20 protein-coding genes are annotated in these 23950 nt (G+C 56.1%); 12 read left to right on the top strand and 8 right to left on the bottom strand.

The window, feature by feature from the left end; all coding sequences use genetic code 11:
• Positions 1 to 227 precede the first annotated feature (227 nt).
• The 4 genes from ACFO3S_RS02630 to ACFO3S_RS02615 all read left to right on the top strand — a co-directional run bounded on the left by ACFO3S_RS02630 (position 228) and on the right by ACFO3S_RS02615 (position 6254).
• Positions 228 to 1748, top strand: a complete 1521-nt coding sequence (locus tag ACFO3S_RS02630) for an ABC transporter substrate-binding protein (protein WP_378091921.1) — start codon at positions 228 to 230, stop codon at positions 1746 to 1748.
• 26 nt (positions 1749 to 1774) lie between these two features.
• Entirely contained in the window at positions 1775 to 3487 is a 1713-nt protein-coding gene (locus ACFO3S_RS02625) for a sensor histidine kinase (RefSeq protein WP_378091919.1), read from the top strand.
• Positions 3488 to 3502: 15 nt separating this feature from the next.
• On the top strand, positions 3503 to 5116 hold the full coding sequence (locus ACFO3S_RS02620; RefSeq protein ID WP_378091917.1) for a response regulator transcription factor: 1614 nt from the start codon (positions 3503 to 3505) through the stop codon (positions 5114 to 5116).
• 142 nt (positions 5117 to 5258) lie between these two features.
• Positions 5259 to 6254: a hypothetical protein gene (locus ACFO3S_RS02615; protein WP_378091915.1), complete on the top strand. Its 996-nt coding sequence runs from the start codon at positions 5259 to 5261 to the stop codon at positions 6252 to 6254.
• 166 nt (positions 6255 to 6420) lie between these two features.
• Here ACFO3S_RS02615 and ACFO3S_RS02610 read toward each other — a convergent pair whose 3' ends face one another.
• Positions 6421 to 7425, bottom strand: a complete 1005-nt coding sequence (locus ACFO3S_RS02610) for a LacI family DNA-binding transcriptional regulator (RefSeq protein WP_378091913.1) — start codon at positions 7423 to 7425, stop codon at positions 6421 to 6423.
• 393 nt (positions 7426 to 7818) lie between these two features.
• On the opposite strand from ACFO3S_RS02610, the gene ACFO3S_RS02605 reads away from it, so the two are divergent.
• The 7 genes from ACFO3S_RS02605 (at position 7819) to ACFO3S_RS02575 (ending at position 16272) form a co-directional block, all read left to right on the top strand.
• On the top strand, positions 7819 to 9153 hold the full coding sequence (locus ACFO3S_RS02605; protein ID WP_378091911.1) for a DUF4832 domain-containing protein: 1335 nt from the start codon (positions 7819 to 7821) through the stop codon (positions 9151 to 9153).
• Positions 9154 to 9157: 4 nt separating this feature from the next.
• Positions 9158 to 10474 (top strand): acyltransferase domain-containing protein, encoded by a 1317-nt coding sequence (locus ACFO3S_RS02600; protein ID WP_378091909.1) that lies wholly within the window; start codon positions 9158 to 9160, stop codon positions 10472 to 10474.
• Complete coding sequence (locus tag ACFO3S_RS02595) at positions 10467 to 11552, top strand: DUF4832 domain-containing protein (RefSeq protein WP_378091907.1); 1086 nt, start codon at positions 10467 to 10469, stop codon at positions 11550 to 11552. The genes ACFO3S_RS02600 and ACFO3S_RS02595 overlap by 8 nt, the downstream gene beginning before the upstream one ends.
• Positions 11553 to 11600: 48 nt before the next feature.
• Complete coding sequence (locus ACFO3S_RS02590; RefSeq protein ID WP_378091905.1) at positions 11601 to 12866, top strand: Gfo/Idh/MocA family protein; 1266 nt, start codon at positions 11601 to 11603, stop codon at positions 12864 to 12866.
• Between the two features lie 31 nt (positions 12867 to 12897).
• The gene (locus ACFO3S_RS02585; RefSeq protein WP_378091903.1) at positions 12898 to 13848 is read left to right on the top strand and encodes an ABC transporter permease; all 951 of its coding nucleotides are present in this window, start codon (positions 12898 to 12900) and stop codon (positions 13846 to 13848) included.
• Positions 13848 to 14741 (top strand): carbohydrate ABC transporter permease, encoded by an 894-nt coding sequence (locus ACFO3S_RS02580; protein WP_378091901.1) that lies wholly within the window; start codon positions 13848 to 13850, stop codon positions 14739 to 14741. The genes ACFO3S_RS02585 and ACFO3S_RS02580 overlap by 1 nt, the downstream gene beginning before the upstream one ends.
• Positions 14742 to 14802: 61 nt before the next feature.
• Positions 14803 to 16272: an ABC transporter substrate-binding protein gene (locus ACFO3S_RS02575; protein WP_378091899.1), complete on the top strand. Its 1470-nt coding sequence runs from the start codon at positions 14803 to 14805 to the stop codon at positions 16270 to 16272.
• Positions 16273 to 16310: 38 nt separating this feature from the next.
• On the opposite strand, the gene ACFO3S_RS02570 is transcribed toward ACFO3S_RS02575, so the two are convergent.
• The 7 genes from ACFO3S_RS02570 to ACFO3S_RS02540 all read right to left on the bottom strand — a co-directional run bounded on the left by ACFO3S_RS02570 (position 16311) and on the right by ACFO3S_RS02540 (position 23010).
• Positions 16311 to 17393 (bottom strand): GerAB/ArcD/ProY family transporter, encoded by a 1083-nt coding sequence (locus ACFO3S_RS02570; protein WP_378091897.1) that lies wholly within the window; start codon positions 17391 to 17393, stop codon positions 16311 to 16313.
• Between the two features lie 32 nt (positions 17394 to 17425).
• A complete protein-coding gene (locus ACFO3S_RS02565) occupies positions 17426 to 18550 on the bottom strand; it encodes a Ger(x)C family spore germination protein (protein WP_378091895.1) in 1125 nt (374 codons plus the stop codon).
• 30 nt (positions 18551 to 18580) lie between these two features.
• A complete protein-coding gene (locus ACFO3S_RS02560; protein ID WP_378091893.1) occupies positions 18581 to 20023 on the bottom strand; it encodes a spore germination protein in 1443 nt (480 codons plus the stop codon).
• Between the two features lie 238 nt (positions 20024 to 20261).
• On the bottom strand, positions 20262 to 20897 hold the full coding sequence (locus ACFO3S_RS02555; protein ID WP_378091891.1) for a hypothetical protein: 636 nt from the start codon (positions 20895 to 20897) through the stop codon (positions 20262 to 20264).
• Between the two features lie 112 nt (positions 20898 to 21009).
• The gene (locus ACFO3S_RS02550) at positions 21010 to 21828 is read right to left on the bottom strand and encodes an SPL family radical SAM protein (RefSeq protein ID WP_378091889.1); all 819 of its coding nucleotides are present in this window, start codon (positions 21826 to 21828) and stop codon (positions 21010 to 21012) included.
• Positions 21825 to 22415: a methylated-DNA--[protein]-cysteine S-methyltransferase gene (locus ACFO3S_RS02545; protein WP_378091887.1), complete on the bottom strand. Its 591-nt coding sequence runs from the start codon at positions 22413 to 22415 to the stop codon at positions 21825 to 21827. The genes ACFO3S_RS02550 and ACFO3S_RS02545 overlap by 4 nt, the downstream gene beginning before the upstream one ends.
• Positions 22396 to 23010 carry a bifunctional transcriptional activator/DNA repair enzyme AdaA gene (locus ACFO3S_RS02540; RefSeq protein WP_378091885.1) on the bottom strand — a complete coding sequence of 205 codons (615 nt, stop codon included), beginning with the start codon at positions 23008 to 23010 and terminating at the stop codon, positions 22396 to 22398. The genes ACFO3S_RS02545 and ACFO3S_RS02540 overlap by 20 nt, the downstream gene beginning before the upstream one ends.
• 255 nt (positions 23011 to 23265) lie before the next feature.
• On the opposite strand from ACFO3S_RS02540, the gene ACFO3S_RS02535 reads away from it, so the two are divergent.
• Positions 23266 to 23691: a GreA/GreB family elongation factor gene (locus ACFO3S_RS02535; RefSeq protein ID WP_378091883.1), complete on the top strand. Its 426-nt coding sequence runs from the start codon at positions 23266 to 23268 to the stop codon at positions 23689 to 23691.
• The last annotated feature ends 259 nt before the right edge of the window (positions 23692 to 23950 follow it).

Here is a 23950-nt window from a genome sequence, read left to right as displayed (position 1 = left end):
ATATCTCCCGGAGAGCGAAGCGCCTACCTTATACGGTCATGGAATTACCCTTCCACGGGTTAATCTGTGACCCTATAAGCAGCGTAGGGAGATATATACCCCGTTCATATTCATCGATAATACAATTATTGCTCCTGACCTCTTAGGATACAGCCCCATTCTATCTAACCGCGACAGATTTGGTGTAGACTTGCATTAAGGAGCAAGGCCGAAGGAGGCGATGCCCGATGAAATCTGCCGTGATCGGCGGAGTTGCGATCCTGTTCGCGTCTCTGGCCTACATCCTGTACAGCCAATTTATCGGTTCCGGCTCATCCGATTCTCCGGGTGCGCAAAGTGCCGAATTGGCGAATCCGCAAGCGGAAGGCGTACCGGAATCGTTCGTCACCTTGAAAGTGATTATGCCGGGCGATTTGTCGGCGCGCATGGGCGATTTCGTGGAAAACGAATTGAACGACCGGCTCGTCCGAGATTTAAATATGAAGCTGGAATTGACGTATATCCCGTGGTCCAGTTACCAGCAAAAGCTGGAGCTGGCTCTGTCGACCGGAGCGAAGTACGACTTGTTCTGGTACGGGGCGCCGTTCGTCTCCGTGTACTACACGAAAGGCTATATCCAGCCTTTGGACGAGCTGCTCGACCGATACGGACGGGATCTCGTCAAGCATATTCCCGACGAGAACTTCAAGATGAACCGGATCGACGGGAAGCTGTGGGCGATCCCGTCCCAGGCGTTCACTTCCGCGGGGAAGTTCTCCTCCGTCATGGTCCGCCAGGATCTGCTGGAGAAGGCCGGCATGACGGACATTCAGACGATCGCCGATCTGGAGCGATTCTACGAAAGCGTGCAGGCTCTGGATCCGAGCTATTACGGCTATTTGGAAACGGATCGGGGTCATGAAATGCTGTGGCGCGAATTGACGGATCGCAACTACTCTTCGCTGGACGAGCGTATGCTGTTCATCGTCGATGAAGATTCCGGGGAGATGCTCAGCTACGTGGAGTCCGATCTGTACAAAAAGGTCGTTCAGTTGCGCGAGTCGTGGGTGGAGAAGGGGATCATCGACAAAAATTTGGTGGGCAATCCGTCGGCCAAGATCGATCAGGAAAATGCGGGCAAGCTCCTTTTTCGCGTAGGCGCGGTGTCCCGGGCGATGGAAAATCTGCAGACGGCCCGAAACGCCGATCCGAAGGCCAGACTCCGAGAATATTATTTGGCCAAGGAGAAGCCCAAGTTTATCGTTACCCCGAGCAATGAAGCGTTTATGATCGCGGCCGCATCGGAAAATCCCGAACGCGCGATGATGTTCATGAACTGGATTTTGCAGAGCGAGGAGAATTATCGTTTTATCATTTACGGGGTGGAAGGTAAGGACTACGAGCTGGAAAAAGGCAAAATCAAGCTGCTCACCAACGACCAGCTGATGTACGAGTGGATGTGGCGCAATAAGGATTTCTTCGTAGCGCCAGCCGGCGTAGAGGATGACATGATCCGGGACATGCTCGCGAACGACGAGAATTCCCGCGTCTCCAAGCTGTTCGGGTTCCACTTCAACGAGGCGTCCGTCAAAAACGAGATGGCGCAGGTGACGGCTGTCTACAAGGAAAAATTCGAGCCGATCAATTTCGGCCTGGCCGGCTACGAGGAGCATTACGAGGATGCGCTCGCGGCGCTCAAGAGGGCGGGCTTCGACCGGGTGTTCGCCGAATTGCAAAGGCAGTTCTCGGAATTCCGTCTGCAACGCTAGAGGCTAAGCCCCGAGAGGACGATAACATGAACAGATTCAGCATCTTCACCAAGCTGATCGCGACTTTGCTTGTATTGCTGATCCCGATTCTTCTCCTGTTTGTCGCGTCGAACCGAACGAGCACGCGCGTCTTGACCGATGAAATCATCAAGGTCAAGCGGTACCAGATCGAGACGTTCGCCAGCCAATTGGATCAGTTGTTTTTCCAGCTCGATACGTATCAGAAAATGCTGTACGAAAGCACGGACGTGCGCAACTTGGCTTATCCGGATCTGCTTGACGACATCCTGAGCAAATATAGAATCAACCGAACCGTCTCCGAGGAAATCAACCGGCTTGCCGGCTACGGCGACTGGAAAGCGGTCATTGCGGTCGTCTATCCTCGAACCGGAATCGTCATCAAAAGCAGCTCCAGCTTGAATGCGCTTCCGCAAGAGCTTCCCGAGCAGGACACGTTCTGGCGGTATTACACCGATCCGGGCGGCGATTATTTCATGGAAATTCTGTCTTATCCCGAAAATTTGGCGGAGACGGACGAGGCGCATATGAGAGTCGTGCTTAAGTTCGGCGCAGCCGCGCTGCGAAGCTCTCTGACCAAATTCAAGGCGAACGGTTCGGGAGATCCGTTTCTGTATCACCCGGAATACAGCCCGATTTACAATTATTCCGTCAATTATGAGCAAATCGACGAGTTTCTTCCCGGGCTCGGGGGGATCGATTCTTCAACGGACAGCGGCTACATGCTGCTGGAATCCGACGATACGAAGTTTCAGGTTCATTATCAGAAGCTGGATTCGTTAGGCTGGTATCTGGTCGACTATGTCCCTATCAGTCAGGTTATGGCGCCGATCAGCCGGAACCAGATCATGTTTTATATCATCAGCGGCATGCTGCTGTTTATGGGGGCGTATCTGGCCTTCGTCATGTATCGCAATATTCAGATTCCGTTCCGCAAGCTGATCCAGAACATGAATTTGATCGAGAAGGGCATTTATTCGATAAGAATGGCGAATACGGCCAAGGGGGAGTACCGGTTTCTCTATGAGCGGTTCAATTCCATGGCTTCCAAAATAGAGGAACTGATCGAGGACGTGTACAAGGAGCAGCTCCGTTCGAAGGAAGCGACGCTGAAGCAGCTTCAATCGCAGATCAACCCGCACTTCCTGTACAATACGCTTGCTTATATCAAGAGCATGATCGAGCTGAACGAGAACAAGGCCGCGATCTCGATGACGATGAATTTGAGCAAATACTACCGGTACACGACGAAAACGGGAAGCAAGACGGTGCGGCTGAAAGAGGAGCTGGACTTGGTCCATTTCTACCTGGAAATCCACTGCATGCTAAGAGACGATTTCGAATTCGAAATCGAGATCGAGCCGCAGATGGAGGATTTGCAAGTTCCGCGGCTCATCGTACAGCCGCTGGTCGAGAACGTTATTCTTCATGCGTTCCAAAATCATTCGGAATACGGGATGATTCGAATCCGATGCTGGAGGGACGAAGGCGCGTACCATGTGGCGGTCGAGGATACGGGCGCTGGAATCGAGGATTCGGCGATCGAGTCCATTAGAAAAAAGAGCTATACGAACAACGAGGAAGAGGAGTCCGGGCTGACCAACGTTCACCAACGTCTGCGGTTGACGTACGGCGGCGGCTCGGGCTTGCGGCTCAGCAAATCGAAATTGGGCGGGCTTTGCGCCGAATTGTGCTGGAGCGACAGAGAAGACGCGTCTTGACCGAGGGGGACAACCATGTACGAAATTTTGATCGTGGACGATCACACGCACTTGGTCGACAGTCTGGCCATCGGACTTCCGTGGGAGCAGATGGGGATCTCCAGCGTCTATAAGGCTTATTCCGGCGAAGAGGCGCTGGAGCTGCTGAATTACCGTTCCGTCGATATCGTCGTCACGGATATCCAGATGAACGGAATGAGCGGACTCGAACTGATCGCCCGAATGAACGAGAAATGGAAAAACACGAAGGCCGTCATCCTTACCGGATACGACGAGTTTCAGTACGCGAAGGAAGCAATCCAGCAGCAGGTTTGCGATTATTTGCTGAAGCCGGTTTCGAACGAGGAGCTGGAACGGACCATTCGCAGCCTTATCGGCAAAATTGCGGAAGAAGGAAAGGCGCTGCTGGACCAGCAGCAATTTTATTACCGTTTTCGCGAAAGCCTGCCCAAGTTGAGGGAGATGTTCTTGTTCGATCTGTTATCCGCCAAAAAGTATCCCGCACCCGTCTTAAAGGACAAGCTTCAGCTGTACGAGCTTCCTTTTGAAGTCGATAAGGAAGCCGTCCTCTTGTGCATGAGGGTGGAGGAGAATTCGAAGACGGACCTCTACAGCCTGTCTTTGATCGAATATGCCATGTTCAACATCGTGGAAGAAGTTTTCTCGAATCGATTCCATGTGATCTACTGCAAAGATTCGTACGACTATTTGATTTTCCTCGTTCAACCCAAACCGGCGGATGATCGGGCCCGGGACGGCTCCGATCGGATAGAAGATTTGGCGAGGCTCTCCCAGCATCAAATCAAATTGTATTTGAAATCCAAGGTGTCCATCGTGCTAAGCAACCGGGGCGGGTTTCCGAAGGACGTTCCGTCCATGTACCACTCCGCATTGTCAATCTACACCGACTATATCGGCTATCAGACGGAAAGCTTTTTTCATGCGAAGCAGAAGAAGGAAGCTTTGGAGATCCGGCCGCTTGCGGAGCTTTATCGTTCCCAGACTTTAATGGAGCTGATCGATCTCGAGCAGTGGGGGGCTTTCGAGAGCAAGCTGGGTCTAATCTTCGACGAGCTTGAGGAGGCGGGAGCCGGAGCCCGCGAGTATGGGGTCGAAGTCTACGTGACTTTATTGCAGGCTTATTCGTATTACTTGCATAAGAAGGGCAAACGGATCTTCGACGTGTTCGGAAGGGATATCGAGAAGATGCTGAAGCTCGATGCGAGCTGGAGCGCAGAGCCGTTAAAGGAGTGGGCCTTCGGCAGTTATGTCCGGATCAAAGCTTACAGCGACAGCTATTCGGACAATATGCGGTCCGATCTGATGCATAGAATCCGGCAGTTTATTCAAGGCAATCTCCAAGAGATTACCCTTCAAGCGGTGGCCGATCACGTCAACCTGCATCCCGTATACGTATCCAACCTGTTCAAGCAGGAGACGGGGGAGAACTTCTCGAACTACGTGCTTCGCCTGCGTATGGAGAAGGCGGTTCAGCTGCTGAAGATCAAGGATTTGAAGATCAGCCAGATTGCGCACGAGGTCGGCTACCAGAAGCCGCAGTATTTTATCAAGCTGTTCAAATCCCAGTACGGGATGACGCCGCAAGAATATAAGAACAATAGGCTGTAAACCGGTAGAGACCGGAGCTCGCCAAGCCGCCGCTTGAACGCCGCTCCGGTTTCTTCTGTTTACTGGACGACACGATTTCTGCAGCACTATAATGATTGTTGGCGTTAAAAAATAGGCAAGCATGATCGACTGGGGGATTGAGATGAGCGGCTGGCATATCAGCAAAGAACAATACGAGACTCTTCTAACGTACTTTGGCTGCGGGGATTTTGAGAAAGCAAAAATCGTCGTATTCGGCATAGAAGAGGGCACAGGCGGCTACGAGATTGAAGAGAATGTTATGGCTAGAGTCCACAGCTTTGGTTCGTTCGATTCAAACGGTAAGCTGATTTCTGCGATCAACGCTCCGTCGCGCGATCAAGGCTACTGGGAGCCGAACGGCCAATCCGGCGGCCGGAAGGTAAGGGAATATATCGCCCAACGCGACGGAGTTATGCCCAAGAAGAAAGCTGTAAAAGGCGGATTTAACGAAATCGTAGCCCGAATTTGCCTGGAGCTTGAGCAACCGAATTTTGCGCCCAATTACTGGTTTCAATTCATGGGTCATAACAAAAAAGCGGCCGAAATGATCAGAAAACGCCGAGAGTCCCTGTTTCAAACCGATTCAGACGATGCGATCCATACGGCGCTTACGGATTTAAAGCCGCTTCCGAGGAAGGACATGAAAAAGTGGTGTTCGGAGTATGAGCCTTCGGCAACGCAATTCGGAATAGATCACGGTTTGTATGAAAAAGCATTTTCGCTGAAATATGATGAAGAGTACGCCGACCCAAACACGAACTATACGGAAGATGTAAAGAAACGCCTTGCGATTTTAAGGAATGTTTTTAACCGGATAGAGGCACCGATCGTTGTGGGGCTGGGCGAGATTCCCGTTAAAAAGCGAATTCTGGAAAAGATATTTCCGGAAGCATGCTTTGAATCGTTTGCTTCGAACGTGTCCCCGAGACATTCGGGCTTAAAAGCGGACATGCGGTTGCCGAATCGAACCGTAACGGTCCTCTTGCTTCCATTCCCCGACAGAACGTCTTCGGAATGGAGCAAAAGAGAGGACGAACGGGAAACGGCCGGAGCATTTATGCTGAGATATTTTCAGGAGATCACGCAAAATCTCATTAAACCTGCATTGGGACTTTAAAGTGGCGGCCCCGATGGGACCGGCGGCGCGCCAGTCCCGGCTTCGTTGTAGTAAGGGACCCCATATCCCTCCGCTTGGAGGGGGATGGGGTCTTTTTGCGCGCGATTCTGCGTCTAGAGGACGCCGACGGCGTTTTTGCTTGGCTTCGAAAGCGAGAGCAGCCGAATCAAGTCGAGCTGCGCTCCACCAGACTCGCCGGAAGGCTCACCCGCTTGGCCAGCATCGTGCTTCCCTTAATTCTTTCCAGCAGCAGCTCCGCGCCGACGATTCCGATTTCTTTGGTCGGGACGTGGATCGTCGTGAGCGGCGGATTGGAATATTTGGACATCTCGATATTGGACAGGCCGATTACCGCGACCTGATCGGGAACGGAGACGCTGTTGCCGTACAGGCTGTTCAATGTCGCCATCGCCATCAGGTCGCTGGCTGCGAAGAAGGCGGTCGGCAGGTTGCCGCTCTTGCACAGCGCGTTCACTTTATCGATGCAGGTGACCTCGTCCCACTGGCAGTCGATGATCCAATCGGGGTTAACCGTCAACCCGGCGGCGTGCATCGTGGCGTAATAGCCCCGGTAACGCTGGCTCTCCCGAATATTTCCCTTCAGCCCGCTTCCTCCGATAAAGCCGATCTGCGAATGGCCCTTATCGATCAGATGGCGCACAGCCATGGAAGCCACATGATGATGGTCGTACCCCACGTTGTCGATTTCCCATCTCTCCGTATCGATCCCCACAATATAAGGCACTTTTTTCCGCAAATAGTCATACGTCTCGTGGTTTAAAGTTTCCATCAGAATGAGGCCGGTAATCGGTTCGTTAAACGTGTTCAGCAGAATTTGTCTGTCCTCCAGCTCCGCTCCCGTGCGAATAAATGCGATGTCCATTCCTTCGGAAAGAAGACGCTCCTCCACGCCGGACATAATCGACATGAAGTAAGGATCGTTATATTTGTTCTTGGTGACGCTTAGCACGCACCCGATCTTCATATTCGCCAATTCCCGGGAGGGCCGCTTTCCGTTCGGCGCGATCCGGTAGTTCAACTGGCTCACCGCCTGCAATACCCGGGCGCGGGTTTCCTCCGTAATTTTATAGGTCGTATCTTTATTCAAAACCCGCGAGACGGTGGCGGTCGATACGTTCGCTAACTTGGCGACCTCTCTGATGGTGCTCATAATTACGATCTCCTTTGGCAAGTGGCGTATGTTTCCATTTTAGCATGACTTTTCGTAAATCACGACCCTGAATGAGATTCATTTACGTAAAATTGAGAACTTGTTTTCGTTAAAATGTTACATAATCTTCTTTTGTTACGTAAACAAATGAAACGGAAAAATCTTGCGGAATTAAAGGGGAAAAACCCAATTATCGCGGCGATTTTATGAACATGTAACTAAGAATGTCGATTCATTTTCGTAAACAAAATCTTGAAAAATCAGGTTGCAAGATCCGTTTTCGATGATATAATGACAACAAGAAGATTACTAAACAAGTGTATCACATAAAGTAACAAAAAGGCTATAGTTACGTTGAGAATGCGAGAAATTCAGAATCGGGAGTGGTCGAACATGAGACAGGCCGTATCCGTGTATCCGAAGAAGCTGGAAGGGATGCTTGCCAATCCGGGAATCGGATTTACGGCGGCCCCGGCACTGATGGGCGAACTGGACGAAGTATTCGACCATCGGGGCAACCGGGTCGGGAAATATAAGTTTACGGAAGACAGCCGCACGTGGAATCATCCCGATACCAAGGTGATTTATATCGGAGTCAGATGGAAGGATGCGGAGCCAGAGAAGGGCGTCTTCCGCTGGGAGGCGCTGGAGGAGAAGCTGGCCCAGGCCAAGTCGCTCGGCTGCTCCGCGATCGTTCGCTGCTCTCCTTACGCGCTGCGGGAGGACGAGGACGTCCCCGGATGGTTTCGGGCGGAGGCGCCGGAGATGCCGGAATTTCCGTTCTGGAAGGTCGACCCGAACCAGACCCGCTACGCGGAATATTGGTCGTCTTTCGTCCAACAATTCGCGGCGCGCTTCGACGGCCATCCCGTCATCAGTTCGGTGGATATGGCCGTCGTGGGCGCATGGGGCGAAGGCGGCGGCACGGAGTTTATGGAGCCGGAGGGCATAAGGCGAATCGTGAACGCCTACACGGACGGATTTAAGCTCACGCCGCTTCAGGCGCTGCTGCACGATCCGCAGTCCGTTCAGATCATCAAGGCCAGCAAGGCCGGAATCGGATTTCGCGTTGATTGCCTTGGAGATATGGGCGGCTTTCACGGTAGGGAGTGGTCGCATATGACCGACTTTTACCCGCAGAACATTTTCAATTTTAACATGAGCGACGCCTGGGAGAAGGGGCCGGTGCTGTTCGAAGCCTGCTGGCATATGACCGACTGGTACGAACGGGGCTGGGACATCGACTACATTATCGAAGAGTCGCTGAAGTGGCATATCTCTTCCTTCAATAATAAGGGGACCGTCGTTCCCGAGCCCTGGAAAGACAAGATCGAGCGATGGGTCAACAAGATGGGGTACCGTTTCGAGCTGCGCAAGCTGACCTACGACGCCAAGGCGCGAGCGGGAGAAGGGCTGCAGATCGAGGCGCTGTGGGCGAACGTAGGCGTAGCGCCGATCTACAACCGTTATCCGCTTGTCGTCCGGCTCGTCTGCCCGGACCGCACCGTTACGCTGCAGAGCCGCGAGGACATTCGCGAATGGCTGCCCGATCAAGATATCGCGTGGAAGGAGCGGTTCGAGCTTCCGGCCGATCTTCCTGAAGGCGAATATGAGCTTGAGATTGGCGTCGAGACGGGCGTGGAGGAAATCGGGAACGTCAGGCTGGCGATTGAGGGCTGCCGGAACGGCTATTATCCGATGGGCGCGCTTACAGTAGAGAGGGGATGAGCAGATGACGGAACCGAGACCCGATTTTCACCAATGCGTCGCCTATTGCCGGTTCGATCATTTGCCGGAAGGGCTTGAGGAGAAGTACGCTTCCTTCGAAGCCGACGGAGAGACGGCGCTCATTCCGCGCGATTTTCTCGAGGAGCTGCTGAAGCGATACGAGCTTCCCGCAGCGGTAAGGGAACAGATGGAGGAAGCGCTGAAAGAAATCGAGCAAGACCGGATTTTGTTTCGCTTCACCCGGTTTCTCTCCAGCGCAATGACCGTTGCGCGCAATCGGTGCGATCCGGTTTTCTACAACGCCATGACGCCGGGCTGCATGAAGAGGCATGGGGCATGGTATTCCTTCCTGCTTTTGCTGTCCTGCATCGGCCCTGCGATGAAGCTTCTGGAGCGCCGGGGCGTGCCGGCCTCCCGTTACGAGGACGTCCCGCACCAGCCTCTGAAGACGCAGCTCGAGAAAATCGTATCGTCCGGCGATCCCGGAGTGCACGACTTTCCGTGGGTGATGAATTTTTATACTTGCTCGATCTTCCTGTTCGATCGGTTTCTGTTCATTCCTCATGGCTTTGACAGCGCATTCTCGATGTACAGAAGCAGCGTCACGAACCGGGTCGTCGCCCTGCGGCATGCCGGAGAGACGTTCCGGTCGGACGGACAGCCGGACGGCATGAACGGCGTATTCGATGAAGAGAGCCGATTCGAATCGGTGTGGGAGGAAGACGACGCAGGCATAACGGCCAACCGGATCAATCCGCTGGGCTTCGTCGAGCGGGAGACGACCCGGATCGACAAGAAGGTGTGGGCGCCGGCGCTGAGGAAGGGCGATTGGCTGCTCGCGCTTCATATTCCTTCCGGTCCCGGCTACACGCCGGAGAGGCTGAAAACCTCGATGGAGATGGCGATCGATTTCTATGACCGGTATTTCCCGGAGATGCCGATCAAAGGCTTCTGGAGCGAAAGCTGGCTTTACGATACGAGGCTGTCGCTCGTCCTCGACCCCGAAAGGAGCCGGATCGTTCAAGTGCAGCGGCAGCTGTACAACTATCCGGTCGGCGACGGGGACGGCATGCTCCGCTACGAGCTGTTCGGCGACCGGTCCGCCGATCCGCTTCAGGACGGCCGGCCGCTGAAGACGTCGCTGCAGAAGGCGGCCGCCGACTACATGAAGACGGGAGCCCGCTTTAACACGCTCGGCATGATCGTCTTGAAAGAGGACGTTCCCGCTATCGGCAGCATGCCCTATATTACCTCGAAGGATATCGACCTATTTCGGGCGACCGTTGACAGCCATTTGCGGGGGAGGGTAGCGAATGGGTAAATATTCGTTGGAAAACTACGAACGGTACAGGACGGTGAAAATTCGGCCGGAGCCTCTGGTCGAAGCGCATCTGAACGACGGCCGCTTCAATTATGTCGAAGTGTCATGGAGGCGGCTGGAGCCCGGCCGCGGAGAATATCGTCCCGAGCCGATGCTCGAGGCGATCCGTTCGGCGGTCAACCCCGTGCTCGTGCTCGTCCCGGACGTGCCGGCATGGGTCGATCGGGACGTCTCAGCCTATTACGGCGCGATGATTCGCAAGGTCGGAAGTCTCGTCGATTCGGACCGTCGTCTGTTCGGGGTTCTCGTGAGGACGCTGACGGACGGCGAGGAAGAATGGAACGCGTATACGGAAGCGTTCGAGCGTACGACCTTGGTCGCGGATCTGCATCAGGAGCGGCTGATCCGCCGCCTGCGGGAACGGGGCCGGGAATTCGGGCTGAGAATCGTCTGCGGCGAGGACAGCTGGCTGTCCAGCTGCGAAGCGATTGCCAATCAACGGCTGAGCGGTCTGTGGAAGCGCAGTCCGGTTCTCCTGCATGTGACCGATCCGGAGTGCGGGCCGAACGTCCGGCGGGAGGCGAGGCGGTGGCATGCGGCGCTCTCGAACGTAGAGGCCGGGCTCGGCTGGAACGCCGAGCTGCGGAGGCTGACCTATCCGCATACGGTCGCCAGCGGAGGGAGTCTGCCCGTCCGGTTATGGCTGGTCAACTCCGGAACGGCCCGCCTCTACGCCGATTACCGTCTGAAGCTGCGGCTTGCCGGCCGCGACGGCGCAAGCGTCGTCATCCCGTTAAGCGCGAGAACGCGGGAGTGGACGGTCGGAGACATCGTGCACAACGAGATGGCGAAGCTGCCGGAGATGGCGGCCGGGGTATACGGCATCGGCATCGGGCTGTTCGACGGGGAGGATCGTCCGCTGCGGTTAAGCATCCGAGGCCCGGCGACGGAAGGCTACTACGAGCTCGGCGACGTGACCGTCGAGCGAACGGACCGGGATCCGCTGGAGAACGTCTGGGACACTTATTATCCGGACGGCTATTATCCGCTAGAAGATCCTCAGGCTCCCCAGGAATAAGGAACGAGCGGGAATGGCAGGCAAGCACGGAAACGACACCAGGGGGGAATGACATTGAAATTGGCTTTAATCGGAGCGGGACAGCGTGGTATGATCTACTCCTCATCCGCTTCCCGCCGCGCGGAGATCGTTGCGGTCGTGGAGCCGGACGAGAAGAGAAGACAAGCGGCGGCGGAGAAATTCCGCATCGCCTCGGAGCGGCAGTACGCTACGGTAGAAGAGTTCTTCCTTCCAGGCAAAATCGCGGATGCCGTCATCATTTCTTCGATGGACAGAGATCATTTCGAACAGACGATGCGGGCGCTGGATCTGGGATACGACATTCTGCTGGAGAAGCCGATCTCCCCCAGCCCGCAGGAATGCGTGCAGATTCAGCAGAAAGCCAACGAAAAAGGCTGCAAGGTGACGGTGTGCCACGTGCTCCGTTACACGAATTTCTTCTCGGAGCTCAAGAGCATCATCGACAGCGGCGAGCTGGGCAAGGTCGTCACGATCCAGCATAACGAAAATATCGGAAATTTCCACATGGCCCATTCGTTCGTCCGGGGAAACTGGAGGAGGAGCGATCTGTCGAGCCCGCTCATTATGCAGAAGTCCTGTCACGACATGGACATTCTGGCCTGGCTGGCGGGCAGCGACGCCAAGCGGATCTCCTCTTACGGGGAGCTGGTCTTCTTCAAGGAGGAGAACGCGCCTGCGGGCAGCTCGGACAGATGCCTGACCTGCGCCGCCGCTCCCGATTGCAGATTCGACGTCAGGAAGACGTACTTGCCGATCGCCGGCAGCTGGCCTGCGACCGTCGTGTCCGAGGATCAGTCGGAGGAAGGGCTACTGAAGGCGCTGGAGACCGGGCCCTACGGCAAATGCGTCTTCCGCAGCGACAACGACGTCTGCGACCACCAGGTATCGATCATCGAATTCAAGAACGGCGTGAAGGTGACGTTCCATCTCAGCGCCTTCACGAACAAGATGCACCGTACGATCAAGATCATGTGCGAGCATGGAGAGATTCGCGGCGACGACAGTCAGAATTTGATTGAGGTGACAAGATTCGCGTCCAATATGGCGGAGGCGGTCGAGCAGAGGGTCATTCGTCCGGCGTCCGTCTCCGGAGGCCATAACGGCGGGGACGAAGGGCTGATCAACGATTTTCTGAACGAGCTGGAGCGAGGGGGCAGCGACAGCAAGTCCTCCATAGACCAGTCGGTGGAAAGCCACATTATGGCTTACGCCGCCGAGAAGGCCAGAGTGACCGGAACCGTGGTGGACATGGACCGGCTGAAGCAAGAGCTGCGCGAGGCCGTGCTGGCGTAAGGCATGGCGGACGAGGAAGGGGAGACGGACAATGATTGCGTCAAGCGAAGCGGCAGAAACGAAAAAGAACCGTCAAGGCGCTCTCCATGAACTGAAGAAGCACCGGATGTTGTACCTGATGTGCGTGCCGGGCCTGGTGGTTTTGATCATGTTCAGCTACGTGCCCTTTGCGGGAATCTGGATGGCTTTCACCGATTTTAACGTCGTCGACGGCATCTTCGGAAGCAAGTTTGTCGGCCTGGACAACTTCAAATACTTCTTTTCCAGCAGCATGGGATGGAGAGTGACCTACAATACGCTGGTCATCAATTTCTTCGGCATCATCCTCGGCATTATCTTTCCGATTACGATCGCCATTCTGCTGAACGAGATTCGCGGCAAGGCGTTCAAGAAGCTGACGCAAAGCATGATGTTTTTCCCTTACTTTATTTCCTGGGTCGTCGTGGGAGCGATTATCTACGGAATTTTCTCCACGGACGTCGGCGTCGCCAACGGCATACTCGCATGGTTCGGGATCGAGCCGATTCGCTGGTACTCGGAGCCGAAGTACTGGAAGGAGATCATCATTCTCGCGAACGTGTGGAAGTGGAGCGGCTATAACTCGATCATCTACTTGGCGGCGATGTCCAACTTCGACTCCAGCCTGTACGAGGCGGCGAAGGTTGACGGCGCCAACCGGCTGCAGCAGATCATGCGCCTGACGGTGCCGATGCTGAAGCCGACTGTGATCGTGCTGACGCTGCTAAGCGTCGGCCGCATCTTCTACGGCGATTTCGGCATGATCTACGGGATCGTCGGCAACAACCCGGTGCTGATCGACGAGGTGACCGTCATCGACACATACGTCTATCAATCGATGCGGACACTCGGCTTCTCCTATTCGACGGCGATCGGCCTGTTTCAATCCGTCATGGGTCTGATCCTGATCACGATGGCCAATGGCGTCGCCAAGAAGGTCAATGACGGGGAGGGGCTGTTCTGATGCTGAGAAACGCGGGGCTGAACGACCGGCTCGTGTCGGTCTTCGCCTATGGCTTCATTTCGCTGTTCGCCGTCCTGTGCCTGTATCCGCTTCTGCTGACCTTAAGCGTTTCCTTCTCGTCGGAGCAGGCGATCGCCCGGAACGGATATTCGATTTTCCCCCAGGATTTCAGCCTGGACACCTATCGCTATATCTTTGCCAACAGCGGCAGCAGAATCGCGAGATCCTATGTCGTCACGATCTTCGTGACGATCGCGGGCACGCTGGGCGCCCTGCTGCTGACGAGCATGGTTGCCTACGCCATCTCGATCAAGAAGCTCAGGTATCGCAACGTCATTGCGTTTATATGCAACTTTACGATTATCTTTTCCGCCGGCCTGATTCCCTGGTACATCGTCAGCGTTAACTATTACGGCTTGAAGAACAGCTTGCTGGCGCTGATCGTGCCTTCGATCTTTAACGTGTGGAACATGTTTTTGCTGCGGACCTACTTCGCGCACATCTCTCCTTCGCTCTATGAAGCGGCGGAGGTCGACGGCGCCAATCATTTCACGATCTACTGGAAGGTCGCGCTTCCGCTCAGCAAGACCGCGCTGCTCACGGTCGGGCTCATGTATGCGCTGCAGTATTGGAACGATTGGTGGCACGCGCTTATTTTTATCAACGACAGAGACTTGTTCCCGCTGCAGTATTTTCTGTACAACATTTTGTCGAACGTCAACGCGATCAGCTCCGGACGAATTCCCGCGGGAGCCTCCGGCAGCATTACGCTTCCAGCTGAAACGGTCAAAATGGCCGTCACGATCATTACGATCGGTCCGATTCTGTTTCTGTACCCGTTCGTGCAGAAGTACTTCGTTCAAGGGATTATGACCGGAGCGGTTAAGGAATAGCATGCTAGCCTTATAGGCTTTTATATAGATGCTTGGACAAAGACCGAGGAGGGTTATGAAAATGAACTTGAAGAGAATGCTTGTCTTATCGGTATTGTTGGCGATGGTTGTATCCGTCGTGTCGGCATGCAGCGGCGGCAAGGAAGAGACGGCGGACGGAGGGAAGCTCGAAAAGGTGACCTTCTTGTACCCCGGAGACGAAACCGACCGTTTCAGCGAATTTATCGATAACGAATTGGCCGAGAAGCTCGCCAAGGACATCGGAATCGAGCTGGATGTCGTATTCGTTCCCTGGTCGCAATACTGGGAGCAGAAGGACATTATGCTTGCGGCGAACGAGCCGATCGACCTGTTCTGGGACGGTCTGCCGGACCTCTCCACGATCGTCAACAAGAAGCAGGCTCAGCCTCTGGACGATCTGATCTCGGAGCACGGACAGGATCTGCTGAAGGTGCTGCCGATGGAGCATCTGCAGGGAGCGAAGATTAACGGGCAAATCTACGGCATTCCTTCCGCCTACGCGCCGTCCTCCGCAATGTATCAGCTCGTGGCCGTGCGCCAGGATATCATGGATGCCGTCGGGATGACGGACTTGAATACGCCTGAGGATTTGAAGGAGTTCGCGACCAAGGCGAAGGACAAATTCCCGCAGATGAAAGGTCCGGCCGACATTATCTTCAAGCCGTTGACGCGTTATTTCGCAGACGAGCAGTACAACTGGATCGCGTCCGAGGATCTGGTCGTGTTTGGGGAAGATTCCAAGAAGGCGTACAGCTATTTCGAGACGCAGGCGTTCCAGGAAGTCGCCAAGTTTAACCGGACGATGAATCAGGACGGTCTGTACTCCGAAGATCTGACGATCAAATACAACGAAAGAGATACCCGCATGCAGACCGGTCTTTATTTGTGGGTGGAAGGCTCGCTCGGCAAGGAAATGGAAATCATCCATTCGGTACAGTCGAACGCTCCGGAGGCTCAGCTCAAATCGTATTTGCTTGCGGAGGAGAAGCCGCGCTATATTATCGCGACGGGCGGCGAAGTGATCGGCATTCCGGTAACCGCTCCGAATCCGACGGGCGCGATGAAGTTCCTGAACTGGCTGTATTCGTCCCAGGAAAACTATCTGTTCGCCCTGTACGGAGTGGAAGGGAAGGATTACGAGGTTACGGACGGCAGAATTACGAAGCTGACTTCCAGCGAGTTTTTCTATGAATGGATGTTCCGCAACCAGAACTACCAGCTGTTCACGCCGGATGTGTCGCAGGAAGCGATCGATCAATACAAGAGCTGGGACAACGAAGCGATCATTTCCGACTCGCTCGGCTTCCGGTTCAACAACGAGAAGGTGAAGCATCTCGAAACGGCTTTGAAGGAAGTGGCCGGCAAGCAATTCGCCGCAATCCGTTCGGGCTTCGTGGACTTCGACAAGGAATATCCGAAGGCGGTTCAGCAGCTGAAGGCTGCGGGAATCGACGAGTACGTGGCCGAAGTTCAGCGACAGCTGGACGAGTTCTTGGCCGATAAATCGTAGAAGGCTGATGAAAAACGCTGGTCGGCGGTTTCCGCCGATCAGCGTTTTGTCTTGCGAAAAAAGGAGCCGACGAACAGCAGCGCGGTAATGCCGCCTTCTACCGATAAGGCGACGACGGGAAACCAGAAGTCCAGGAAGGGCTGCCATTGACCGAACCGCTGCATCACGTCGAGCACCGGGAGGACGACGAGCAGCGGGGCGAACGCATAGATCCAGGGCTTGTAGCTTTTCGTGCCGAACAGCTGGCGGCAGCCTTGTGCGATGCAGTAGTAGAGCGTGGCGTACGTAATGAAGGAGCCGCATACGAAGACGAGCACGGCCAGCACTTCGATCCGTTCGAAGATGAGAAACTGGGCCACTCTCGTGTACACGAAGATCGGGTTTTTCATCTGGCTCGCCATGTTGGCCCCCAGCACCGCAATGCTGTACATCATGTACCCGGTCATGATGAATGCGCCGAGCAGCACCGCGTACGCCTTGATCGGAAGGGTGCGCTCCGGTCTGGACAGGTGGGGCATCAGCATGCCCATCATAATGCAGACGCCGAACCAGCTTGCGGGATACGCGGCTCCTCTGACGGCGGGCCAGGCGCCGTGCTCGAACTGAGGGAGCAGGTGGCTAGCCTCGAAGATCGGGATGGAGGAGGCGAACAAGATCAGCGTCGAGAGAAGAATGATCGTCCCCAGAATCTGGCTGAGCCGGGCGATCGTCTCGATTCCCTTAAAGGCCGCCCAGCCGGAGCAGAGGGTTAACGTGCCCGAGAAGGAGACGAGCGGCGAATCGGGCAGCAGCGAGCTGGATAGAAAATCGCTGTAGATCCAGATGGTCGTGATGCATACGCCCAAGAAGAACAGCAGCAGCAGGAGGCTGATCAGATGGCCTGCCGGCCCGAGAATCGACCGCGAATATTGCACGATCGACTGACCGGGATAACGAAGGCCGAGGCGGTACAGCAGGAAGGCGACGAACACGTCGATCGTAATGCCCAAGCACATGGACAGCCACAGATCCTGATTAACCTTGGGAATCAGTTGAGAGGGCACGGAAAGGAAGGTCAGGGATGCGATGGACACGAAGATCATAAAGAAAAATTGAAGCTCCGATATGAACGGCTTGCGCAAGGCTCTCATTCCTTTGGCTGGTCGGGACGCTCCTAGTGGAGCAGTCCCGATTTTCTGATCCGGAAGGAGACGGAGACGCGCGCATTCGCTCCGCGAAGCTCCTCTTCCCACCGGGGCTTTCGTTTCGTCCATTCCGCCGGATGACTTCTGTGCAGGGCTTCGCCCAGCCCGACCACGTCGCTCCCGTACTGACGGAACAGCTTGTCGATCGTTTCCTCCACCGCCAGCTGCAGCTGCTTATTCAGAGTGTCCCGCAGCATTTCGTGCTCGTCGCCGAAGTGCAGCGGCAAGGTGGCGGTCAGCACCTCCGCTTCGCCTCGGATCCGAACGTTCACGGACAGCCGTCCGTCTCGGAGAACCGGCGTCATTCGGGCGCGAACGGCGCTCAGATTAAAGCTGACGCTTTCCTCCTTCGCCAGATCGGTGTGGAAGCTGCCGTTGCGGCTTGAGCCCGTCAGCCAGTTCACGATCTGGCTCTCCTCGCCGCTCAGCCAGCCGACCATGCGGTCGTTCTTGAATATGGCCGTATCCCCGATCTCCATAATGTCGCTCTTCCCGCTTCTATTGAACGGGCCGATGCCCGGACTTACGGCCTGGAAGCCGGTCTGGTTCAACCGGGGAAGAAACTGGTACATCTGGATGTCCACCTGGAGCGGCCGTTTCCAGTCGCCCTTCAAGTATTTCATCCACTCCTCGGCGGGAACCGACTCGAGCTCCATTGCCTTGTCCAGCACATGGCGAGCGGGCAGCGTCGAGACAAGAACCCAGCTGTTCAGGTTTTGGTTCGTCTCTCTCCAGAAATAGTCAAGCGTGTCGTCAAGCCCGCGGCGGGCGAACGGCTCGCTGATCAGCACGACTTTGGTTTGGGGGAAGAAGAGGCTTTTCTTCGCCTGGTGCTGAATGCGCTCAACCGCTTCCTGGATCGTGACCCCGACGGCGTCGTAATTGACGAACGGTCTGCGGGCCTGGCTTCCGCCGCCGGCGGTGACCGGGAGCGTCGGGTTGGACAGCTGGAGGGTGACTCTGACCCTTCCGTTCTTCGCCGGATCGAGGCCGATCGCCGACACGACGGTCAGCTGGTCGAAGTTGATCTGGCCCCAGCAGCCGCTGGTCAACACGGCCGCCAGAAGGCCAATGCCGGCTTTGGCCGCCTTCATAATCATGCAGCTCCTTCGCGCTCGACGCCGTTATTTTCGATTTCGGTTCTGGATGAACCAGGGAATGCGAACCGCAAATTTAATGAACTGCTTCTTCCGGAACGGAGCGAACGGGGCCAAGTACGGAACGCCCAGAGACTTGAGCGAGGCCAGGTGGATGCCAAGCAGGAACAGCCCGATCATTATGCCGTATAGGCCGAACATCGAGGCCAGAAGCACCATTCCGAACCGTAGAATACGCACTGTTCCGGACAGAGAGGTGGACGGAATCGTGAACGAAGCGATCGCGGTGGCCGCCACGACGATGATGGCGGGGGAGGAGATGATGCCGGCCTGAACGGCCGATTCTCCGATGACCAGCGCGCCGACGATGCTGATGGCGGAGCCGATCGTACGCGGCATCCGGACGCTGGCCTCTCTCAGCACCTCGAAGGTGACCTCCATCAGCAGCGTTTCGAGAAGCACGGGGAAGGGCACGCCTTCCCGTGCGGTCAGAATGCTGCTGAGCAACTGGGGCGGCACCATCTCCGGATGGAAGGTCAGCGTTCCGACGTATACGGACGGAAGCAGCAGGTTCATCAGGCAGCCTACGTAGCGGAGCCAGCGAATAAATGTGGCTACCGGGTAAGCCAAATACAGATCCTCGGTCGTTTTCAGCAGATGAGCCAGCGTGCAGGGCAGCGCCAGCGCGAACGGCGAGCCGTCCACGAGGATGGCAATGCGGCCCTCCAGCAGTATGCCGGCGATGTCGTCCGGGCGTTCCGTGCTGTATACGGTCGGGAAGATGGAAGCCGGACTGTCCTTGACCAACTCCTCGACATATTGGGATTCCAGCACGCCGTCGATCTGGAGCTTGCGGACTCGGCTTTTGACCTCCTCCACCATCGCCGGCTTCGCGATTTGGTGAATGTACATGATCGCAATGTCGGTGTGCGAGACCGAGCCGGCCTTGAGCTTGTCGACGCGTACGTTCTCGCTGCGGATTCGGCGCCGGACAAGCGAGACGTTAACGTCCAGCGATTCCACGAAGCCGTCGCGCGGTCCGCGAACGACGGTGGAGGAGGGCGCTTCCTCGATGCCCCTCTTTTCCAGGCCCCGGGTTTGGATGGCGGCGATGTCCGGGGCGCCGTCCAGCAGCAGCGCCGTCCAGCCGTCCAGCAGCAGCGGGATCGCGTCGTCCTCCGAACGCACCAGCTTCGTCTCCGGGGCGGTAATGACGGAGCGGCACAGAAAATCCAGACCTTCGGAGCGTGCCTTCCCGGCCTCCGGCATTCCGTGCAAGGATAACAATGGCGTGAGCGTCGTCAGCTGAAGCGTTCGCTTGTCCACAATGCTGTCGATCCACATCAGCAAAGCCGGAACGGCTTCCTGGCCGATGCTGCATTCCCGTACGATGAGATCGGCGCTTTCCCCGAGGCGCTGCTCCAGCTGCCGCCGTCGTTCGGACAGGGAGTTCCGGTGTAGTTTGGTCATGTCGTGTCGCCTTTTCAATGGGATGGGTAGAGCGGGCTGACGCCTATTCTCTGTATCTCCATTCTGAGAGGGTCTAATTCGTTAGGGGGGGGAAGAAGGTCATGGAGTTGGGGGGGCGCAAGTCGCATTCGGTTCGCTCCGAGGAACGGCCAAGAAACCGGAAGGGTTCCTTGGCCGTTCGGCGCCTCTTGGCTATGCGGATTAAGCAAGCTAGGTTAAGCGGATTGGAGGAGGGAAGTCATCCGGCGTTCACGAGGGTATGGCAGTAGCTGCATTCCTTGCTCTCCCCCGGCCGCACTACCGTTCTTGCTCCGCAGCTTGGACAATTTACGGTTCTTGGGGGCGATGGCTCCGCTGCGTTCTCCGTCCGTTCCGAGATCGGCAGCACCGTGTCGGACGCCCGATCGATATGTACGTTTGGCAGCAATCTCAAATAGGCCATTCTCTCCAGTTCGTTGCCGGCAATTACCGGTTTCATGCCCGCGTTGGATGCGATCTGAACAATGGAAGTCAGCCCTTGCTCGTAGATCATGGAACGATAATGTTCGAATCGCAGACGCATTGCTTTTTTAATGCCGTTTGCCCTTGCGTACAGCAAGATTCCGGGAAGCAGAGAGAGCGATGTGGCGATGAGATAGACCGAAAAAATCGGGCTTTCTCCGCTTCCCATACTGTAAATATAAGAAACGGTGCTTAATAGGAAGAGTGTGATAAGCGTATTGGCGCAAATCTTATAATCGAGAAGTTTCAAATGGGTGTAATCCCTATGTTTGTGGATTCGTATAAAAATAAGAACGATCCCTACGGGGAAAAAGACGAACAGAACGAGAAAAATAATCCACCCCGGATAAAAAGGTCTTCCGCCGGCAGCCATGAATCTCTCTCCTTAGCACAGGTTTTCCTCTATTTAACATCAATCGACTTTATTATACCATTCTGCCAGCGCCCGGCAACTGCGATCGCGCTTTTCCCCAACACGCATATGGTTACGGCTCAAAGCCTTCTCGGCTGATCCGGACGCGGTCGGCGGGGAATGTGCGGTTTAACCGCTCAAGTACGATGCGGTGAGCGGAGGGATCGTTCCATTCCGCCAGATTCAGCTCGTCGTACAGCGTATGGATGCGCAGATTGCGCGTACGCTTGCCGCCGCTGCCGTCGCCCATGAAGTAATCGTCCACGCACACGCGATCCGTGACTTGGGCGAGCCATTCGGGGAGTCGCTCGGTGCTGGGCAGGACGGGAGCGACAGCCGCCTGGGTCGGAATTCCGGCTTCGGAGAGCTCACGCAGCGCCTTTAAGCGGGCCGGAATCGGAGGGGCGTAAGGGGTGAAAGCTTTGCGGATGTCCTCACGGTCGGTCTCGATCGTCATGCTGATCCGGACGCGATCGCCCAGGCGGCGAAACAGATCGATATCCCTCGTGACGAGGGAGCTTCGCGTCTGCACGAGCAGGAAGTCGGGCGGCTCGTCGGCCATCACCTCCAGCAGCGCTCTCGTCACCCGTTCCCGGTGTTCGACGGGCTGGTACGGATCTGTGCTGGAGGACATGAAGATCGTGACCGGGCCTTTCGCCTTGGCTTTGCCAAGCTCCTTGCGAAGCAGGGCGTCCGCTTCCCTCTTCACGTCTACCCATGAGCCCCACTCGTCTTCCCGGAACAAGGACACCGGCATTTGCCGAACATAGCAATAGGAGCAGCCGAAGGCGCACCCGGCGTACGGGTTCAGCGTATGCGTGTATCCGCCCAGGAAGCCGGTGCCCTTATTCAACAGCGTCTTCGGAAGCCTGAACTGCACCGTCGTCCTCATCGAACCTTCACCGGGGCGTCCGCTTCTCCGAGCTCCATCTCGAGCAGCTTCCTTTTCATTTCGAGACCGCCTCTAAAGCCTGTTAGCGCCCCGTTCTTGCCAACGATGCGGTGGCACGGGATTGCGATCAGAACGGGATTGGCTCCGATCGCCGCGCCTACGGCCCGAACGGCCGACGGTTTGCCGACCGCTTCGGCGATATCCGAGTAGGAGCGCGTGCTGCCGTAGGAAACGGAACGCAGCGCCTCCCACACCGCGCGCTGAAACGGCGTGCCCTGAACGTCGAGGGGGAGGTCGAACGCGGTTCTTTCCCCGCGCAAATACTCCAGCAGCTGCCGGGCGTACGGACGCATCCGTTCGTCGTCGCGGATGAACGGGCTGGCCGGGTAACGGGCGGCCGCCCATTCGGCCAAATCCGATACGGATTGGTTCTGTCCGCCTACGTATCGCAGGCCGCCGGGGCCTGCGGCAATCGGAAGCTGCCAGCCGTCGCAGGAAACGACGGTCCAATAGACCGGATGTTGCGCCGCCGAGGCGGCAGGGGGACGGGACGGATTTAAAGTTCGTTTACGGGAGGGAATGCTCATCGGTAGATCCTCCTTGACAGGTTTGTTCGGTGTTCGGGCCGTGCGAGCGGCGATAACCGGCGGGAGTCGATCCGGTCGTCCGTTTGAACAGGGTGATGAAATACGGCGTGTGTGCCAGGCCGACCTTGGAGCCGACGTCGGCGACCGGCAGCTCCGTCGACAGCAGCAGCAGCTTGGCCTTGTCGATGCGGAGCTGCCGAATGTACTCGAGCGGCGTCACGCCTTTGATTTTCTTGAACGTTCGATGCAGGTGATAAGGGCTCCCGTGGCTGATCTCCGCGAGAACGCCAAGCGACAGAGGCTCCTTGTAATGACGCTCCGCGTAGTCGGTCACATGCGCAATCCAATCGGCGTCCGGCAGGCGCTCGCCGGTCGGCTTGCATCGCTTGCACGGTCTGAAGCCGGCCTGTAACGCCTGTTCGGCCGTTCGGAACAGGCGGATGTTCTCCCTGCGAGGCGGTCTGGACTTGCACGAGGGGCGGCAGAAGATGCCTGTCGTCTTCACGGCGTAATACAGCTTCCCGTTCAGCGAGCCGTCGTTGCCGACGATCACGCGCCAAACGTCGTCCGTCAGCGCGATGCCCGGATTCAGCATGTCGTTCACCTCTCTTATGGACAGTATAACTCGAAACGTGAACGTATGTACGCTTTTTTGGATGGAAAAGCAAGATTGAGTAATTCGGATTCGTCTTTCATTTTTCTGGAGGCGGAATACGGCAAGATCTGCTATGATACCTTTAAGGCCCTTTCGCAGGGTCTATTTTCTTATTTGGGAGGACTGAATCCATGAAATCTTTATTGAAGCTGCTGACGGAGTATGTATCTGCAGGCAAGGAGGGGGAAACGCTGTATGAGCCCTAGTTTCGAGCAGGCTTTTCGCGAGGATTTGCTGAGGCAGTTGGCTTATTTCGAGAAGGAAGCGTCCGAGCTGCTGAGAAAAGCGTATCCCGACCTAACGAGAAGGGACGCGACTCGCGATCGGATCTCCGAATACTGCGATCATATTCACGCCTACTTAAACGGAGAGATCATCGGAGAGACCGACGCCTGCGTATGGATCGGCTCCTCCGTTACGATCGTCGACGAGATCGACGGGACGGAGGAACGGTACAAGGTCGTGCTGCCGCACGAGATCGACGCCGACCTGGGGCATATTTCTTTTCTGTCGCCGCTGGGCAGCCGCCTGCTGCTGGCCCGCAAGGGCGACCGGATCGAGGTGGATTCCCCGTCGGGCAGTTACGCCGTGCTCTTGTTCGAGACGGTCTACGAGCGTTAGAGGCCGCTGCCGCTGAATTCGCGACAGTCGAGACTGTCTCGTCAGCAGGCTGGAGCTTGACTGAGATCGTTGCTGGAGAGAAAAGGTGAATCGTTAAAATGGCGGTGCAGGGGGGGGGGGCTGTCCCTGCGCCGTCATAGCATTGCTATGCTATGCTTTGTTCTGCTGCCGCCTTCTTGATACGCGCAACGCATCGGCAGGCAAAAACTGCCCGACCCCAAGACGGAACCCCTGGAATCCCCGGTTTATTGTTCATTTA

The sequence above is a fragment of the Cohnella hongkongensis genome (genome assembly GCF_042654645.1).
GTDB classification, from domain to species: domain Bacteria; phylum Bacillota; class Bacilli; order Paenibacillales; family Paenibacillaceae; genus Cohnella; species Cohnella hongkongensis.
The sequence above is the reverse complement of the archived record's forward strand: the minus strand, read 5'-3'. Positions and strand labels throughout refer to the sequence as shown.

Excerpts from the sequence above, each read along its gene's own strand:
- ACFO3S_RS02630 (WP_378091921.1), top strand. The coding sequence starts at position 228 with ATGAAATCTGCCGTGATCGGCGGAGTTGCGATCCTGTTCGCGTCTCTG.
- ACFO3S_RS02625 (WP_378091919.1), top strand. The coding sequence starts at position 1,775 with ATGAACAGATTCAGCATCTTCACCAAGCTGATCGCGACTTTGCTTGTA.
- ACFO3S_RS02620 (WP_378091917.1), top strand. The coding sequence starts at position 3,503 with ATGTACGAAATTTTGATCGTGGACGATCACACGCACTTGGTCGACAGT.
- ACFO3S_RS02615 (WP_378091915.1), top strand. The coding sequence starts at position 5,259 with ATGAGCGGCTGGCATATCAGCAAAGAACAATACGAGACTCTTCTAACG.
- ACFO3S_RS02610 (WP_378091913.1), bottom strand. The coding sequence starts at position 7,425 with ATGAGCACCATCAGAGAGGTCGCCAAGTTAGCGAACGTATCGACCGCC.
- ACFO3S_RS02605 (WP_378091911.1), top strand. The coding sequence starts at position 7,819 with ATGAGACAGGCCGTATCCGTGTATCCGAAGAAGCTGGAAGGGATGCTT.
- ACFO3S_RS02600 (WP_378091909.1), top strand. The coding sequence starts at position 9,158 with ATGACGGAACCGAGACCCGATTTTCACCAATGCGTCGCCTATTGCCGG.
- ACFO3S_RS02595 (WP_378091907.1), top strand. The coding sequence starts at position 10,467 with ATGGGTAAATATTCGTTGGAAAACTACGAACGGTACAGGACGGTGAAA.
- ACFO3S_RS02590 (WP_378091905.1), top strand. The coding sequence starts at position 11,601 with ATGACATTGAAATTGGCTTTAATCGGAGCGGGACAGCGTGGTATGATC.
- ACFO3S_RS02585 (WP_378091903.1), top strand. The coding sequence starts at position 12,898 with ATGATTGCGTCAAGCGAAGCGGCAGAAACGAAAAAGAACCGTCAAGGC.
- ACFO3S_RS02580 (WP_378091901.1), top strand. The coding sequence starts at position 13,848 with ATGCTGAGAAACGCGGGGCTGAACGACCGGCTCGTGTCGGTCTTCGCC.
- ACFO3S_RS02575 (WP_378091899.1), top strand. The coding sequence starts at position 14,803 with ATGAACTTGAAGAGAATGCTTGTCTTATCGGTATTGTTGGCGATGGTT.
- ACFO3S_RS02565 (WP_378091895.1), bottom strand. The coding sequence starts at position 18,550 with ATGAAGGCGGCCAAAGCCGGCATTGGCCTTCTGGCGGCCGTGTTGACC.
- ACFO3S_RS02560 (WP_378091893.1), bottom strand. The coding sequence starts at position 20,023 with ATGACCAAACTACACCGGAACTCCCTGTCCGAACGACGGCGGCAGCTG.
- ACFO3S_RS02555 (WP_378091891.1), bottom strand. The coding sequence starts at position 20,897 with ATGGCTGCCGGCGGAAGACCTTTTTATCCGGGGTGGATTATTTTTCTC.
- ACFO3S_RS02550 (WP_378091889.1), bottom strand. The coding sequence starts at position 21,828 with ATGAGGACGACGGTGCAGTTCAGGCTTCCGAAGACGCTGTTGAATAAG.
- ACFO3S_RS02545 (WP_378091887.1), bottom strand. The coding sequence starts at position 22,415 with ATGAGCATTCCCTCCCGTAAACGAACTTTAAATCCGTCCCGTCCCCCT.
- ACFO3S_RS02540 (WP_378091885.1), bottom strand. The coding sequence starts at position 23,010 with ATGCTGAATCCGGGCATCGCGCTGACGGACGACGTTTGGCGCGTGATC.
- ACFO3S_RS02535 (WP_378091883.1), top strand. The coding sequence starts at position 23,266 with ATGAGCCCTAGTTTCGAGCAGGCTTTTCGCGAGGATTTGCTGAGGCAG.